General features: G+C 48.1%; 10 protein-coding genes and 1 pseudogene. 7 read left to right on the forward strand and 4 right to left on the reverse strand.

Annotation, left to right across the window (positions count from 1 at the left end):
- The first annotated feature begins 1,106 nt into the window (after positions 1-1,106).
- Together PKI34_02590 and PKI34_02595 are read left to right on the forward strand one after the other, a co-directional pair.
- Positions 1,107-1,820, forward strand: a pseudogene (locus PKI34_02590) (glucoamylase family protein).
- A 44-nt stretch (positions 1,821-1,864) separates the two neighbouring features.
- Positions 1,865-4,024, forward strand: coding sequence for a glucoamylase family protein (locus PKI34_02595; protein HNS16693.1), 2,160 nt, complete (start codon positions 1,865-1,867; stop codon positions 4,022-4,024).
- Between the two features lie 31 nt (positions 4,025-4,055).
- On the opposite strand, the gene PKI34_02600 is transcribed toward PKI34_02595, so the two are convergent.
- From PKI34_02600 to PKI34_02610, 3 genes are all read right to left on the reverse strand, one after another.
- Positions 4,056-6,773 (reverse strand): carbohydrate-binding protein, encoded by a 2,718-nt coding sequence (locus tag PKI34_02600; protein HNS16694.1) that lies wholly within the window; start codon positions 6,771-6,773, stop codon positions 4,056-4,058.
- 88 nt (positions 6,774-6,861) lie between these two features.
- Positions 6,862-7,200, reverse strand: coding sequence for a DUF3795 domain-containing protein (locus PKI34_02605; GenBank protein ID HNS16695.1), 339 nt, complete (start codon positions 7,198-7,200; stop codon positions 6,862-6,864).
- 111 nt (positions 7,201-7,311) lie between these two features.
- Complete coding sequence (locus PKI34_02610; protein HNS16696.1) at positions 7,312-8,265, reverse strand: NAD(P)-dependent alcohol dehydrogenase; 954 nt, start codon at positions 8,263-8,265, stop codon at positions 7,312-7,314.
- Between the two features lie 515 nt (positions 8,266-8,780).
- Between PKI34_02610 and PKI34_02615 the strand changes: the two genes are divergently transcribed.
- The 5 genes from PKI34_02615 (at position 8,781) to PKI34_02635 (ending at position 14,102) form a co-directional block, all read left to right on the forward strand.
- On the forward strand, positions 8,781-10,526 hold the full coding sequence (locus PKI34_02615; protein HNS16697.1) for a family 43 glycosylhydrolase: 1,746 nt from the start codon (positions 8,781-8,783) through the stop codon (positions 10,524-10,526).
- Between the two features lie 22 nt (positions 10,527-10,548).
- Positions 10,549-11,217, forward strand: coding sequence for a GDSL-type esterase/lipase family protein (locus PKI34_02620; protein HNS16698.1), 669 nt, complete (start codon positions 10,549-10,551; stop codon positions 11,215-11,217).
- Between the two features lie 10 nt (positions 11,218-11,227).
- On the forward strand, positions 11,228-13,522 hold the full coding sequence (gene bglX, locus PKI34_02625) for a beta-glucosidase BglX (GenBank protein HNS16699.1): 2,295 nt from the start codon (positions 11,228-11,230) through the stop codon (positions 13,520-13,522).
- Between the two features lie 74 nt (positions 13,523-13,596).
- Positions 13,597-13,824: a ParD-like family protein gene (locus PKI34_02630; protein ID HNS16700.1), complete on the forward strand. Its 228-nt coding sequence runs from the start codon at positions 13,597-13,599 to the stop codon at positions 13,822-13,824.
- Complete coding sequence (locus PKI34_02635) at positions 13,821-14,102, forward strand: type II toxin-antitoxin system RelE/ParE family toxin (GenBank protein ID HNS16701.1); 282 nt, start codon at positions 13,821-13,823, stop codon at positions 14,100-14,102. Before PKI34_02630 ends, PKI34_02635 begins: the two co-directional genes overlap by 4 nt.
- A 35-nt stretch (positions 14,103-14,137) precedes the next feature.
- Here the strand turns inward: PKI34_02635 and PKI34_02640 are convergent, their stop codons facing one another.
- The gene (locus tag PKI34_02640) at positions 14,138-17,308 is read right to left on the reverse strand and encodes an FISUMP domain-containing protein (GenBank protein HNS16702.1); all 3,171 of its coding nucleotides are present in this window, start codon (positions 17,306-17,308) and stop codon (positions 14,138-14,140) included.
- Positions 17,309-17,360: the final 52 nt, after the last annotated feature.

Genomic DNA, 17,360 nt, shown 5'->3' on the forward strand with positions numbered 1-17,360 from the left:
GATTTTATCCCTCACCGCGTAGCGGTTTACAATACTAAATGCCCTACGGGCAAGGTAAAAGCTGGAGTTCATCGCGTTAATTGATTTTATCCCTCACCGCGTAGCGGTTTACAATACTAAATGCCCTACGGGCAAGGCAAAGGGTGGAGTTCATCGCGTTAATTGATTTCCTACATTACCGCGTAGCGGTTCAACAATCAAAATCCACTACCGCGTAGCGGTTCAAGTATTGTAGTATTGTAGCATTGTAGCCGCAACAGATCAATCCAGATATTTGCATTCCCCGTGGGGGATAAACAGTGAATGACAAATTGTTTATTTCGTACAAAACCGTAATTTTAATGGAACATTACATCCAGGATAACCATTACAACACATTGTATATGAGCAAGATATTATTAAGGATTCTGATAGCGGTCAGCCTGGCATCTGTGATCAGTCTGCCGTTGCCGGCACAGGTGCATGGAAGAGGGGCAGTCGCCACCGCCGATTCTATCCCTGTGACCGGCATCATCTCCGGAATTTCCGACTCTGCCTTGCTGGACATCATCCAGCGTCAAGCATTCCGCTATTTCTGGCATTACGCGCACCCTGTCAGCGGCCTGGCCAGGGAGCGGAGCGACACGGTCCTGGCAGAACATTACTGGGATTACATCAACGAAGCCTGGGATGAACCGAATTTCAGCAAGACGCCTTTCGGACCGGATGCCTGTGCGATCGGCGGAACCGGATTCGGAATCATGGCTACGATCGTGGCGGTGGACAGAGGATGGATCGGGAGGGATACGGCCCTGCGCCGCCTCGTCCAGATGACTGATTTTCTGGCCAACGCGGACTGCTTCCATGGCATCTATCCCCATTTCATGGACGGCAGGACCGGAAAAACGATCAAATTCGACCGCCTCGACGATGCGGCCGACCTGGTGGAAACCTCCTACCTGCTGATGGGATTCCTGTGCGTACGTGAATATTTCAGTTCGAACGAACCGATCGAGGTCTACCTGAGGAACCGGATCACAAAAATGTGGAATGTCGCCAACTGGAACTGGCATACCAACGGTGAAAACAAACTCTACTGGCACTGGAGCCCCAACAACGGCTTTGATATGAACTTCCCCATCTGGGGCTGGAACGAGTGCCTGATCACGTATATCATGGCAGCATCCTCTCCATTTCATTCAATTTCAAAAGCTGTGTACGACGGTAGCTGGACAGGCAGCAGCAGCTTTAAAAACGGCAAATCTTATTATGGGATCACCCTTCCCCTTGGAAATTATGATGGAGGAGGCCCGTTGTTCTTTGAGCATTATACCTTCATGGGCATCGATTTCCGCGGGCTGACAGACTCCCTGGGAAATGATTATTTTGAACAGGCCCGCAACCATACCCTGATCAACAGGGCCTATTGCATCGATAACCCGAAGAGATTCAAGGGTTATGGGGAAAATTGCTGGGGACTGACAGCCGGCGACAGTTACAAAGGATATGCAGCTCACTGCCCGGAAGTAGACTTCGGAGTCATCCAGCCAACTGCGGCACTGTCATCCTTCCCTTATACTCCGGAATATTCGATGCAGGCGCTAAGACATTTCTATTATGACCTCGGGGAAAAGATCTGGACCGAATATGGTTTTGTGGACGGCTTCAGCGAAAGCCTTGACTGGTAGGCAAAGAGCCACCTGGCCATCGACCAGGGACCAATCGTTGTGATGATCGAAAACTACCGCACAGGGCTGCTCTGGAAGCTGTTCATGCAGATCCCGGATGTGCAGAACGGATTGAAAAAGCTTGGGTTTAAGAGCCCGTGGATGACACTATGATTGCCGATTACCGATTACCGATTGATGATATAAAAAATGAATACATGCTCAGGAAATATTTTCTCTTGATTTATCTCTGTATCTCGCTCCTGTCCAGCGCACAGGAATGCGAATACACCTACAGCTTCTTTGCAAACAGCGCCATGCCAGGGGATCATTTCTACACCCATGTTTCCTTCAGAGATGGCTCATCGGTAAAAAACAACGATGGAAGGATCCCTGTGAGTGAGGCGTTCTTCCATACCCCGGAGAATGCACTTGAATTGCACTATCAGGATGCTGTCGGCGGGAGCTGGACAGCATCCGTTTTTTATCCTGCCAGAAGAGGAATGGATAACTTTAAACAACCTGTATATTTATCTTTCTGGATCTTCAGCGCCTCTGAAGACCTGCTGGAGAAAGATCTCCCGCAGGTTCAGCTTATGTACAGTGACAGCAGTTTGTCGGAGGTTTTCCAGATTCCAATGGTTAAAGGTGGTACATGGCAGCGGGTACTGGTCCCTGTGAACCATTTCAGGGAATTCGATGCCAGCCATCCTGGTAAGACAATTGGCCTGGTGTTTTCCCATACCTGCACTGGTACCGGCGGAACTCACGCGCTTTTTGTGGATGATGTTGAATTCCTGCAAGAGAGGGAAGACAGGATCTTTTCTTCTGTTCCGGTCATTGTTGCGGCAAAGGGTTATGCCATGCATGTGGATATTGCCTGGGAGAAGGTCGCCGACCCGGTTGTCCACCTGGTAAAGATATACCGGTCGGAAGATGGGAACATCTATGAGCCAGCAGGCATCCAGCGGCCCTTCATTGACCGTTTTGCTGACTTTACAGGTGTGTCAGGAAAAAAGTATTCTTACATGATCACATTCCTGAACGACAATTATGAGGAAAGCGGATTTTCCTTGCCGGCCATCGCTTCGACGCTCCATCTGACGGATGACGAACTTATGACGATGGTCCAGGAAGCTTCATTCAGGTATTACTGGGAAGGGGCAGAGCCTCTCAGTGGAATGGCAAGGGAAAATATCCCGGGCAGGCAAGATATGATCGCAACGGGAGCATCTGGTTTTGGTATCAAGGCGCTCCTGGTAGGCACCCAAAGAGATTTCATCACACGGGAACAGGCTGTGGCCCGTTTTGAACAAATCCTGGACTTTCTTGAAAAAGCAGAGACCTTTCATGGGGCTTTCCCTCATTTTATAGATGGACCGACAGGTAAAGCCGTGCCTTTTTTTGGCAAAAGGGATAATGGTGCCGACCTGGTCGAGACCTCTTTTCTGATCCAGGGATTGCTGGCTGCCAGGCAGTATTTTACAGGAGGAAATGACCGGGAGAAGCTGATCAGGGAAAAGATCACACGCATCTGGCAACAGGTTGAATGGGACTGGTTCAGGCGCTATCCCGACGGCGACTATCTCTTCTGGCACTGGTCTCCTGACAGGGAGTGGGTAATCAATCACCGGCTGATCGGCTGGAACGAAACGATGGTAACCTATTTGCTAGCCATCGCTTCTCCCGCACATCCGATACCTGCAGAAATGTACTATAAAGGGTGGGCCAGCCAGGAAATCACAGCTCAGCAATACCGGAGCGGGTGGGGCCAGAGCCTTGATGGATCCATGTACACAAATGGCAATACGTACTATGGGATCAAACTGGATGTGGGTGTGAACAATGGCGGTCCGCTGTTTTTTACGCATTATTCGTACATGGGCTATGATCCCCATTTCATTACTGATCTGCACGTAAATTATTTTATCAATAATCAAAATATTGCAACGATCAATTACCGTTATTGCTTAGATAATCCCAAAGGATATAAAGGCTATGGGGAGGATGGCTGGGGGCTGACGGCCAGCGATGGTCCGTATGATTATTCTGCAGATGAGCCAGTACTCTGGCAGGATCATGGTAAATTGACCCCAACGGGTGCTGTCAGTTCTTTTCCCTATACACCTGAGGAATCAATGAAGGCGTTAAAGAATTATTATTTCAATTACGGCCATTTTCTCTGGGGGGAATACGGATTCAGGGATGCATTCAACCTGACTAACAACTGGTGCTCAGAGATTTACATGGGCCTGAACCAGGCTCCCATGACGGTCATGATCGAAAACTACCGCACGGGATTGATCTGGAAGCTTTTTATGCAGAATCGGGAAATCCGGGAAGGGTTAAGGAGACTGGAGAAAGAGGGGACAGAGTGATGGCCGGCTTATATCTGGCTCTGCGCATGACTCAGCGTATGACGACTTTTCTTGTTAATTGCCCCATTTCTGTGGTTACATTCAGAAAGTATATTCCGGGTTTATTACCCAGATAATTGATCCGCTGACTGAATGATATGGTTTTACCGATGCGGTAATTCAGCAGCTGGTTTCCAAGAAAATTGTACATGGCAATGGTTACGGGAGTGTTTTCCTTGAACTCTGCCTCGACTACGAATTGACCATCATTGGGATTGGGAAAGATCCTGAAATGTTTCAGCTGGGGAATGTCATTTATCCCTTCCAGCAGGTTGATGTCGAACCAGTTGATATTGTATTCGCCTGACAGGGAATACAACCTGAGCGTATAGTCCCCCGCGGGCAGATCCATGGAGTATTCCTGGGTTGTCCAGGACTGCCAGCCCCCCGTGCCCTTGAAGAATATCGTTTTTAGGGCCGTGAATGTATTTCCGTCTCCTAGTCGCACGGAAATGCTACCATTCGAGTAAAGCGAGGCTACACGGAACCTGAAAGAATATTCACGGGCCGCCGGCACGGTAATATTGTAGTCCAGGTAGTCCCCGTTGTTGGCATACCCAATGTTCTGACCTCCGTCAATGTCAGAGCAGTCTTCCAGCTGGAAACCAACGTTCACATCGAAATCTTCTGCCTGTATCAAGGCCGGCAGAATGAAACGACTGGGCAAGTCATTGAAAACAGGCTTATTGGAAAAATGCTGCAATAGCTGTTCATCACTGATCACTGAATTCCCGGCATAGGAAACAGAGATCGTCTGTCCGTACCTTATTTTATCTTGAAGCTGGATTACCAACTGATGAAGGTTTTCAGGATGAATGGCCATCGTATCGATCTCAGATTGGTTTTCATTCACGAGAACCACAAATCCGTGATCAACATTACTGATGGATGACACCGGCTTATTGAGCGTCAGGGTAATAGCTGTTCCGGTAGCATTTGTCTTCCCTGAAATGAATTCAAAGGGGACAGCACTGACAGGAACCGGGTTGAGGAACTGGAAAAGGCTTACATTGGAACCACCTTTGTCAAAATAAAATTTTAATTTGTTCTCACCAGCCGGAATGATAACCTGTTCAACAATTGACGATGCCCATGCCTGCCACCCGCCCGTCAGGGGAAGCAGGTGCTGTTGACAGACATCGGTTCCGTTGACCTCAAAATGGACGATTCCTGGATCATATGTAGAGGCGGATCTGAACAGCACCTGGTAGGCAGCAGCGCTGTCGCTCAGGATCGTATACTGCATCCATTCCTTATCCTGGGTCCATCCGACATCATAGCCGTTTCCTCCGGGATAAGTGTCGAAACATCGTTCGATATCCACTCCGTCATTGCGGTAAGACCACCCCTCGTTCCAGTTTGTGAAAACATTTGTATTCAGGCGATAGTTTGCCGTATCCGCATCCCAGTAGGCGTACGAGCATTTACCCAGGTCATAGTCCACCACGTTGACCGGGTTCTCAATGGTATGTGTTTTAAATGGGATGGTGGAGTTGCTGTGAGGCTGCCGCAGCATGGCATCGATCACGTCGCGCTGCACGGTGCAGTTTTCGATGCGATGATTGTCGGCCCAATCCAGCACGGCGTAGAATGCCTGTTCAGGTGTCATGGGAGGCATCCCGGTCTGCCAGTATGAGATCAGGTTGTTATAGGGATTGCTTTCGGGTACCATCAGGACATTGTTGATCCCGGCTTTTTTTACCGGCCACATGGACCAGCCTATCCTGTTTTGTTCCGCGAGTCGTATCAGGTCCGTAAACCAGGAATTGGAGTTCTCACCAGTTTCACCCAGCCAGACGGGCACCTGATGCGTATTGCGTATTGTGAGCATCCATTGGATGGATTCCTGTGTGTTGTAGTTCCAGTATTTATGAAAGCTGCAGACCATGTTATCGTCCCAGGGAGGGGTCAATCCTGTATAATCATTGGCGAACCAGTTCCCTTCGATGATGATCATATGGTCCTGGTCAACTTCCCGGATGGCATTTGTAATGCTCACATAGGTCTGTCTCAGTAGCGTGCCGTTGGGCAGATCCCAGTTCGGTTCGTTGATCAGGTCGTATCCGCCGATCCAGGGCTCTCCGGCGTACCGTTCGGCTAGTTTTTGCCATAAAGCCACAGTTTTCCGCCGGTTTTCGGCACTTTCCCACAATGAGGGAAAATCAGGATCATAATCGGAGATGTTCCTGTCCTGCCCCTGTCCTCCCGGAGCGCCATGAAGGTCCAGGATCAGATACATCTCGTTATCGCTGCACCAGGCAAGCAGGCTGTCGATCCGGACAAATCCATCCTCGAGCCAGGTGTCCTGTCCTGCAACCGGTTCTTCCTCAATGGGCAGCGTTAACCATTTGTAGTGCATGGCCACCCTTACGCTGTTAAATCCCCATACTTTCATGGAATCGACATCTCTCCGCGTGAAATGATTGTCAAGCCAGGTCTCATAATAGATCGCAGTATTTTGTTCTCCGATTGTCTGGGTCAGCTTCGTGCGGAACTGCGTATGCGTACCGGCAAAATCGGCCGTTTTCATCATATAGCCTTCATTAAGGAGCCAGTTTCCTGTCCCGACCCCTCTTAAGATCACTGCATTCCCGTTGCCATCGTAAATGTATTTTCCGCCGGCATGCAGGAAGCCCTGGGCAGAGGATCCTGTCGGGATAAATGATAACAGAAGGGCAATTAAAATGCCGTAGGATGTCAATTTATTCATAATGCATTGAATTATATTATCAGGCCTGCAACCAGGAAGAAGAGGGAAAGACCCGCTCCTTGTACGATACATTCGGATCAGAGAAGGATCAATTCAGTGATTTCAGATTCTCCAGTGCTTCAGGTGTAAATTTGTGGACAATGCCAACGATAGAGCACGTTGTAAGCTGATCACATTCAGCACAGGTCTGAAAGCCTTTGGACCTGGCACATACCCTTATTTCGCATGTTTCGCAATGCGGAATTTTCACACCGGGTTCCCTGCAGCCGGTACAATTGATCATTTCAGGGTTAATGCCCTCTGCGTTGTATTCCACCCTCCATTTTTCAGCAGTTTTTTGGCGCAGTTCATCATCATTGGCCATGGTGGCAATGTACGCGTCACACGCGGCACAATTCAGGCCGCAACAGGAGATCAGTTTTTTCATGTCAGGTAAAATTTTTTTGTTGTTAGATGCTCGCTTTGCTTGTAGTCTATCTACCATCCCTTCTTTATTCTGAACACGATAGTTTATCCTGAATTCCTAACACCTGTAAAATTACGGAGATTTTAATTGGATCACCACTTTCCCTTTCGCGTGTCCCTTGCGTAGGTAATCCATAGCCTCTGAAGCCTTTTCAAGTGGATACCGCTGGCCAATTACGGGTTTGATGATACCATTTTCCAGAAGCCCTCCCAGAAATGCCAGATCATTACGGTTTGCTTTGGCCATTAAGGACTTCATTTGCTTTGATCCTAAAGAAAATAACCGGCCAAAGAGAAGCGATTTGAAGATCTGTGACAACGAGCCGCCGATCATGACGTAGGTCCCACCCGGAGACAACATTTTCCGGTAGGCCAGTAACGGGTAATTTCCGTTAATTCCCAGAATGAGATCGTATCGCTTACTGCTTTTTGTGAAGTTCTCTTTGGTGTAATCAATCACATGATCGGCACCCAGGGATAATGTTTGTTGAACATTCTTTGAACTGCACACACCGGTTACTTCCGCTTTATAAAATTTGGCCAGCTGAATTGCAAATGTTCCGACACCCCCTCCACTTCCGACAATGAGCACATAATGTCCTTTCTTGATGCCACTTTTATCGCGCAGCGCCTGAAGAGCGGTCAGAGCTGCCATTGGTATCGCAGCTGCTTCATCAAAAGAAACCGTCCCGGGCTTGATTATCAAAGCTATTCCAGGAACTGTGGCATATTCTGCCAGCCCTCCGAAGCCATAATTAGCCAGATCCCCCATGACTTCATCCCCAGGTTTGAACAAAGAGATGTTTTGACCAACGGATTCGACTCGTCCGGCGATATCTGCTCCAAATATTCTCCTTTTTGGAATGATCCCCATTTTCATCGAACGATAATCTGCAGCGTTCAGTGAGACAGAATGTATTTTTATCAGGACCTCATTTTCTCCGGGCACCGGTTTATCCACATCTCCATAGACCAGTTTATCAGGACGGGCTTTTTTGTTATATACGACTGCTTTCATTTTTTCCATGATAATTCCTTTGGTGATAGTAGAGTCAACACGGAAACTTTTTATTTGAAAAGGCTAAAGCGGCCGACATAATGGCTGGACTGGAGTCACGGCGTAAAGGTAGAAGTTTTTATAAAAATGTGCTCGTCATCCCGAATGCAGTGAAGGATTTGTTAAAATAAAATAATCTCAATACGTTTGCTTCATACTCCGACAAGTAAATCATTACTTATATTTGACGTTTAAAAACGACATGAAATCCCTGTCATTCCAATGAATCTGCCGTTACCTTTCATTTCATTCATTATTTTATGTACCCTGTTTTGTTCAATACAGGTCACCTCAGCTCAGGTCACCAATATCGGTCCGGTGGTATCATGGAAGAAGACAAGCTCAAGCATTAAAGGCAGGGCCGCCACCGCCTGGTTAGATTTGATCCGAAAAGAAATCAGGTCGTGTTCTCATCAGCATAGGGGAGATATCCTTCGGACTTTACAACTATTGCTTTCTTTCACTATACCATAAAATAATGAATTATGAAAAGAACCGGACTCTGCTTCACCCTGTGTTTATTTCTTCTTATCCCTGTAAGTATGACCGCCCAGCAAAAAACCTATTGCAATCCGGTGAACATCGACTACGGTTACACTCCCATACCAAACATTTCAGATTGGGGACGGCACCGTACCACAGCCGATCCGGTCATCGTTCGTTATCAGAATGATTATTTCTTATTTTCCACTAACCAATGGGGATACTGGTGGAGCAGTGATCTGGTCAAATGGAACTTCATCCCCCGGAAATTCCTGCGGCCGTGGAACGAAGGATACGACGAGCTCTGCGCCCCGGCTGCAGGGATCATCGGAGATACCATGCTGGTGTTCGGATCCACCTACACCAGCGGATTTACGATCTGGATGAGCACCAACCCAAAGACCGATGACTGGCGCCCACTGGTGGATTCCTTTGCTATTGGTGGCTGGGATCCTGCATTCTTTACTGATGACGACGGCCGGTTCTATATGTACAACGGAAGCAGCAACCAGTACCCCATTTATGGTGTTGAACTGGACCGCAGGACTCTGCAGCCCCTGACAGCAAGGAGGGAGATGTACATCCTCGAACCCTGGCGGTACGGCTGGCAGCGTTTTGGCGAGCACATGGACAATACCTTCCTCGATCCGTTCATCGAAGGAGCCTGGATGACCAAACATAACGGGAAATATTATCTCCAGTATGGCGCCCCGGGGACAGAGTTCAGCGGTTATGCCGATGGAGTGCTGGTGGGTGATGCACCTCTCGGCCCTTTTGAGCCCCAATCAATGCCCTTCAGCTTCAAACCCGGTGGATTTGCACGCGCGGCAGGTCACGGTTCCACTTTCCAGGACAACTGGGGGAACTACTGGCACGTTTCGACCATCGCCATTTCCGTCAAGAACAACTTTGAACGCCGGATCGGCCTCTGGCCTGCAGGATTCGATTCAGATGGCGTGATGTATTGCAATACGGCCTTTGGCGATTACCCGGCCTATCTGCCGTCGGGGGAGGAAGATCATTTACAGGGCCGCTTCACGGGCTGGATGCTTCTCAATTACCAGAAACCAGTCACCGTTTCTTCAACCTATGGGAAGTATGAAGCCAATTTCGCCGTGGATGAAGATATCAAAACCTACTGGTCTGCTGCGAGCAGCAACGACGGCGAATGGATCCAGTCGGACCTTGGCTCACTCTCAACCGTGTACGCCATCCAGATCAATTATGCCGACCAGGACGCTGAATTTATTGGCAAATCCAGAAATGTGTTTCACCGGTATGTCATCTTTGAGTCGGAAGATGGAAAAAGGTGGAATCTGATCGTTGATAAAAGCAAGAATAAAACCGATGTGCCCCACGATTACATTGAACTGAAAAAGCCTGTCAAAACCCGTTATATAAAAATGATCAACATCCAGATGCCCACGGGAAAATTTGCCATCAGCGGATTACGTATCTTTGGCCACGGCCAGGGATCCAAGCCGGAAGCTGTCGGGGAATTCCTGGTGCTCAGGACAAAAAAGGACAGACGCAGTGCCTGGCTGAAATGGAGCCCCGGGTTCAACGCCTATGCATACAATATCTATATGGGCACTGAACCTGATAAATTGTACAATTGCATTTTGGTTCACGGTGTCAACGAGTACTGGCTCAAGACCATGGATGCTGAAAAAACATATTATTTTACGATCGAAGCTATCAATGAGAATGGAATAAGCAACCGGTACCCGGTGATCAAATCGGAGTGATTATAAAAGATTATTATTCAATATGTTAAAAAAAAGAACAGCTCTGGCCACTCTCCTGATTTTTGGGTATTTCATGGGAAATGCCCAGGATATGGAGTATCCTTTTGCAGCCGACATCCTTAATTTTAAGGAAACGGACCAGGTACATCCGCCACCGATGCATGCCATCCTGTTTGTAGGAAGTTCTTCCTTCACGCTCTGGCAGGATGTGCAGGACTACTTCCCTGAATTTAACATTATTAACCGGGGATTTGGCGGATCAACCCTTTCTGATCTGGTTCATTATGCCGCTGACATTATCTTTCCCTATTCACCAAGGCAGGTTGTCGTTTACTGTGGTGAGAACGACCTTGCTTCCAGCGACACCATTTCTCCCAAAACAGTTGCTATCAGGTTTATTAGCCTTTTCAACATGATCCGGTTGAAACTCCCGGATGCAACGATCACCTATATCTCCATGAAACCCAGTCCGAGTCGCTGGCACCTTTCCAACAAATTTTTGGAAGCAAATCAATTTATTCATGAATTTATTGATTTACAACCGAATGCGAGTTTTGTGAATATCTGGGGTGCTATGCTGAACGACGAATACTATCCGGATTCTGCACTTTTTCTGGAGGACATGTTACATATGAATGCAAATGGTTATAGGCTATGGCAAACAGCAATTCGACCCGCGTTGATCAACTAATGAAAATTATATGAAATCAAGACCCTTGTTTTTGACAGCACTCATTTTGTTAAGCTTTCTGGTTTGTTACAGTCAGAAGAATGAGATTTCTGCTGACCTGCAGATGCGTTTTTTTATTGATGAATTGATGAGAAAAATGACCCTGGAAGAGAAGCTCGGTCAGCTGAACCTGCCGGCTGCCGGTGACATCACCACGGGTCAGGCCTCAAGTTCCAACATTGGAATGAAGGTAAAATCAGGCCAGGTTGGCGGGCTGTTGAACATCAAATCGGTGGAGAAGATCCGCGAGGTCCAGAGGGTAGCCGTGGAAGAAAGCCGGCTGGGAATACCGCTCATTTTTGGGATGGATGTCATCCACGGATACCAGACCACCTTTCCCATTCCATTGGGGCTGGCTGCCAGCTTTGATCCGGAGCTGATCGAGCGGAGTGCACGCGTTGCTGCGGTGGAAGCCAGTGCTGATGGCATTTGCTGGACCTTCTCTCCGATGGTCGACATTGCCCGTGACCCGCGCTGGGGACGCATTGCGGAAGGGGCAGGAGAGGACCCCTTTCTTGGCTCACGCGTAGCAGAGGCCTATGTCCGTGGATACCAGGCCGATGATTTGATGAAGGAGAATACGATCCTGGCCTGTGTCAAACATTACGCCCTTTATGGTGCTGCGGAGGCCGGAAGGGACTACAACACCGCCGATATGAGCAGGATAAGGATGTTCAATGAATACCTGCCTCCCTATCAGGCAGCTGTCAGGGCCGGTGTTGGCAGTGTGATGACCTCCTTCAATGAAGTCGACGGGATTCCAGCTACAGGGAACAAGTGGCTGATGACGGATGTACTGCGTGATCAGTGGGGATTTGATGGTTTTGTTGTCACCGATTACACGGCCATTAACGAAATGATCGCACACGGGATGGGTGATCTGCAGGCTGTGTCAGCCCTGGCATTAAGAGCCGGCGTTGACATGGATATGGTGGGAGAAGGTTTCCTGACCACATTGTTGAGATCACTGAAGGAAGGAAAAGTGACTGAAGCGCAGATCGACCAGGCGTGTCGTCGCATCCTGGAAACCAAGTATAAACTTGGATTATTCGATGATCCTTACCGGTACTGTGATCTGAACCGTCCCGGAAAGGATATTGCGACCGAAGAGCATACCCGTATAGCAAGGGAAACAGCCGCTCGGACCTTTGTATTGCTCAAGAACGAAGATCAGCTCCTGCCCCTGGAGAAAAAAGGGAAGATCGCTTTGATCGGGCCGCTGGCCGACAACAGGGAGAATATGGCAGGCATGTGGAGCGTTGCTGTGGATCACCGTGAATCCGTCACCGTCCTCGAAGGGTTCAGAAGTGCTGTTGGAAGCAGGGCCGAGGTTGTTTACGTCAAAGGAAGCAACATCGTGGATGATCCCCGGTTGGACCGCTGGATCAATTCCGGTCCCCCGGGAGTTGATCCCACCCGTACTCCTGAAGAATTAAGGAAAGAAGCCGTTGATCTGGCTTCCTCTTGCGACGCCATCGTCGCTGTCATGGGAGAGGCTGCTGAAATGAGCGGTGAGAGCTCCTGCCGTTCGGATATCTCATTACCGGGAAGCCAGCGGCAACTGCTGAAGGCCTTGCTGGAAACCGGAAAACCTGTCGTTCTGGTACTTTTCACTGGCAGACCGTTGACGTTGACATGGGAACAGGAGCACCTAACGGCCATCCTGAATGTGTGGTTTGGAGGTACCCAGGCTGGCAATGCCATTGCCGACGTGATCTTCGGGGAGGTCAATCCCTCCGGAAAGCTGCCGGTGACTTTCCCGCAAAATATCGGTCAGATACCGCTTTATTACAATCACAAGAGTACAGGCCGCCCGCTCGCCGAAGGGGAGTGGTACCAGAAATACCGTTCCAATTACGTAGATGTCACCAACGAACCGCTTTATCCTTTTGGATTTGGACTGAGTTTTACGCGGTTTTCCTACGATGACCTGGTCCTGGATAAAACGCCGCTTTCAGGGAACCAGACATTGACAGCAAGCATCGACATAACCAACACGGGTAATTACGATGGTTCTGAAGTTGTGCAGCTTTATATTCAGGACCTGGTGGGCAGTATCACCCGGCCTGTGAAAGAGCTGAAGGGATTTCAGAAAGTTTTCATCAAAGCCGGAGAAACAAAAACGGTTACCTTCCGGATCACTCCTGAGGATCTGAAATTTTACAACTATGACCTGGTCTATGACTGGGAACCTGGAGAATTCGTGATCATGGTGGGAGGCAATTCGAGGGATGTGAATTCCGGCAAGGTCTTCTGGGAGAAATAATTTTAAAACAATTTACAACTTTTAATTGCATTTAATTGCAAATTGTATTAATTTTGCAATTTAATTCATGATTTATGCCAACAGCTGTAAGAATATCGGATGACCTCATCAAATCAGCCAGAAAAGTCAGTAAAGTTGAGAATCGTTCATTGACCGGACAAATTGAATACTGGGCCAAGATTGGGCAGATTGCTGAAGAAAATCCCGAATTGAGTTTCAAATTGATTAAGGAAATCCTGCTGGGATTGGAGGATATCAGGGCCGGTGAATTTAGTGAATATCAATTGAATGAATCCGGATGAAAATCATTCAATCAGGTTTATTTGAAAGAAAGGTCAAGAAACTGAATGATCGTCAGAAAGCTCAGCTGGATGATGCCATCAGGAATATTCTTAGAAATCCTTTTACAGGAGAACAAAAAAAAGGAGACCTCAGAATGGTCCTTATTTATAAATTTCATATTAATAAGACGTTATATCTGTTAGCTTACAGCTATACTCCTGAATTATTAGAACTGATCATGTTTGGTCCCCATGAGAACTATTATTCTGAACTGAAACGTTACTTAAAAAGAAGATGAGTCACAATATCTTTATAAAACATGGTCAGATCTTATTAATCATCCCGGATGCACCGCACACTGAGACCATAGGTCAGCGGATCCCAGCTCCGTTCAATCATCCCGTTTGAAGAATCAAGCCCCCGGAACATTGCACTATAATAGCTTCCGACGGATGTCCACCAGTGACCAAGATCACCCATAAAATAGAACTCGTACAGGGGAGTTATGTTGTAACCACCCGGTAAACCTGAAAATCCGTACAGGTCAGTGCCGTTGCCATTATTGATCCAGCCGGCGATGGTTTTCAGGTTGGTTCCCACATCAAATCCAGCTACGCTATTGTTCCAGATCTGGCTTCCGATGGAGTACTGGCTGTCTGTTGCTCCTGAAAGAATCATCCAGTCGTCATCCGTCGGAATGTGCCAATTAAGGGGACAAATACCCCTGGCACCCTCCTTCAAGGTGTACTGCATCACCTCATCCCACTGGTAGAGGCCACCATATAAATCGCAATATGCCGGATTATTGTCATAACAATATTTCTCCACAAATCCATTATCGGTCATATCCAGCGAACCCAGGACCATTAATCCGTAATTGAGATTTTCTTTGAACCAGCATTGGTTGAATATCTGTACTGTGTTGTAAATCTGGGACCCGTATAGTACGGTTGGCATCCCGGGGCAGGGAATGCCAGCGGCAAACTGAAAGACAACAGTATCAGCGATATCGTGTTGCAGGATGATACCGGATTCCTGGGCACCTGCATACCCTACCAGGAGCAGTTCATCACCGGGTTTGTAGGGTAATTCGTATTCCAGTAGCAGTGTGGTGTCGGGCCACGTCAGGACCTTTGATCCATCCTGGGAAAGGTTTGATATCTTTATCTGGTCAAGCTGAACATACTCAGTATCGTTGATGGCAGTGAAGGTCAGCGTAAAAGTCTCATTGTAAACATCATTCCTGATGCAGCGAACATTGAATGCATTCTCCCGAAAGCCATGTTCTCTGCACGATTTTGATTCAAGGTACCCTAACGTCCTCAGCCATGCATGATCGTCACTGACTGCCGAGGATGTCATCCAGTGACCATCACTTCCCAGGCCTGAAAAAGTCCCGTCATTGCTGTGACTCCCACCGGGATAACCTGCAAATCCATAAAGGTCAGTGCCGTTCCCCTGGGCTACCCAACCCGTGGTTGTTTTTAAATTCATACCTGCATCAAAGCCCCGGTAAGATACACTGTCCCATTCCGGATCGCCAATAGTGAACATGTTATCCGATCCCCCTTCCAGTAATTTCCACTCATCATCGGATGGAATATGCCAGTCAGGCGGGCAGATACCCCGGGCGCCCTCCTGATCCTCATACTGCATCATTTCATCCCAGGTGTACAGCCCTCCATGCTGGGAACAATAGTACGTGTCATTGTTGTAGCAATATTTCTCCGTTAGGCCATTATCTGTCATATCCTGTGAACCGGAGATCATGGTTCCTGCATTCAGGCTCTCCTTGAGCCAGCACTGGTTGAATATCTGAACTGTATTGTAGAATCTGCCGTCACAATAAACGGTTTGCGTTCCCGGGCAGGGAATATTGGTGGCGAATTGGAAGGTCACCTCTTCACTGACCTGAGGTTTTCCGTATTTACCGGACTCCATCGCATTTGAATACCCTATATAGAGCAGTTCATCTCCGATGGAATAGGGTAATTCGGTTTGCAGGATCAATACTGTATCTGGCCAGAGCAGTGTGATTTCCTGTCCCCGGGTCCGGTTCATCACTACGATGCTATCCATCAGAATATGGGAGGAGTTATTGACAGCGGTGAATGTCAGATCAAGAGAATACGGCAGATATATCACATCCCGGAGGCAGCGTACAGAGTTTCCGTCTGGCTTATAGTGATATCCCCTCCCGGAACCGGCATACGAATAGTCCAGGTGATGCATCCATGCATATTCAGCATCATACTGCGTGGAAGTCCAGAAGAAGCCATACTCACCCTGCATGCCAAAATACCCGTGAATGTCGGCCTCCCGGCAGGAGGCCGGAAGCCCATCAAAGCCAGAGGCATTGGTTGCCCCTGTGTTAGGATTTTCCCAATGTGTATACCCCTCTTCCTTCAGGCTCCCGCCAGCATCCGTTCCGCGTATCCCATCAAGATCCCATTGTGGATCTCCTAATGGATACTCGCTGTCGGCACTTCCTTCCAGCAACTTCCACTCCTCATCCGAAGGAATATGCCAGCCTTCCGGACAGATACCCTGAGTGCCTTCACCGGGAACATATTGTATAGCTTCATCCCATTCGTATAATCCCCCGTAGAGACTGCAGTAAAAAGGTTCATTTATCCAGCAATACTTCTCGATAACGCCGTTATCCGTCTGCAATTGACCAGGACCATCGCTCAAGATCATGGATCCAATGTTCAGATTCTCTCTCATCCAGCACTGACTGAAGACCTGTATTGTGCCGTAGGTCTGTCCCTGATATTCGATGGTAGGGGTGCCCGGACAGGGAATGCCTTGTGCAAACTGGAACGTATATGATTTATCCGTATCGGGAGTATCCAGGATGCCGGATTCCAGGACCTTTCCACGCTCCTTCTGAGAAGATGATTTTTCAATTGCTGCTTTCTCAGGACTGCTCCCCCTGTAATCAAGTACGCACCTGTTCCCAAAGGAATGACCGGTTGAAATGATCTTGATGCTGCGGTGGATCCCATTCCAGCTGGCCGTAAGCACCAGGAAGCTGTACTGTCCGGGAATGAGGCTGAATGAATGACTGCCCTGAGCAAGTTGCCAGGAGGAGGAAAGCACTGTCCTGCCCTGCAGGTCCGAAAGCCTTACGACAACCCTTCCTTTTTCCGGTAGGTACATGCGGATGTCGGTTTGGAAATCCGCAGGATTCGGGAAGTTTTGATATAGCTGGAATGATTGTATTTCCTGGCCGGCTTCAGGTATTTCTACATAATGAACTGTCGTGAAGCCGATGCACAGCATCAGGTCCCCGGCATTGATCTCAACGGTTATGGATGTGTCAGGCCAGTAGACCATAGTCTGGATTCCCTGTGTACGGTTTATTACTTTGACGCTGTCCAGCATGACATACTTCAGATTATCAACTGCGGTGAAAGTCAGATCAACCGCTTGATTCTGCCCCGCAGTTATCAAGCCTGTGAACAGAAATATCACCAGCGGAACACGCCTCAATCCAATCATCTTATTGTTATTTTTAAGGGAAGGTGTTTTTATGTGTAAAAATAATAAGTTA

The sequence above is a fragment of the Bacteroidales bacterium genome, assembly GCA_035342335.1.
Taxonomy (GTDB): Bacteria; Bacteroidota; Bacteroidia; order Bacteroidales; family JAGONC01; genus JAGONC01.

Coding starts and splice junctions, on each gene's coding strand:
- PKI34_02595 (HNS16693.1), top strand. CDS start 1,865: ATGCTCAGGAAATATTTTCTCTTGATTTATCTCTGTATCTCGCTCCTG.
- PKI34_02600 (HNS16694.1), bottom strand. CDS start 6,773: ATGAATAAATTGACATCCTACGGCATTTTAATTGCCCTTCTGTTATCA.
- PKI34_02605 (HNS16695.1), bottom strand. CDS start 7,200: ATGAAAAAACTGATCTCCTGTTGCGGCCTGAATTGTGCCGCGTGTGAC.
- PKI34_02610 (HNS16696.1), bottom strand. CDS start 8,265: ATGGAAAAAATGAAAGCAGTCGTATATAACAAAAAAGCCCGTCCTGAT.
- PKI34_02615 (HNS16697.1), top strand. CDS start 8,781: ATGAAAAGAACCGGACTCTGCTTCACCCTGTGTTTATTTCTTCTTATC.
- PKI34_02620 (HNS16698.1), top strand. CDS start 10,549: ATGTTAAAAAAAAGAACAGCTCTGGCCACTCTCCTGATTTTTGGGTAT.
- bglX (HNS16699.1), top strand. CDS start 11,228: ATGAAATCAAGACCCTTGTTTTTGACAGCACTCATTTTGTTAAGCTTT.
- PKI34_02630 (HNS16700.1), top strand. CDS start 13,597: ATGCCAACAGCTGTAAGAATATCGGATGACCTCATCAAATCAGCCAGA.
- PKI34_02635 (HNS16701.1), top strand. CDS start 13,821: ATGAAAATCATTCAATCAGGTTTATTTGAAAGAAAGGTCAAGAAACTG.
- PKI34_02640 (HNS16702.1), bottom strand. CDS start 17,308: ATGATTGGATTGAGGCGTGTTCCGCTGGTGATATTTCTGTTCACAGGC.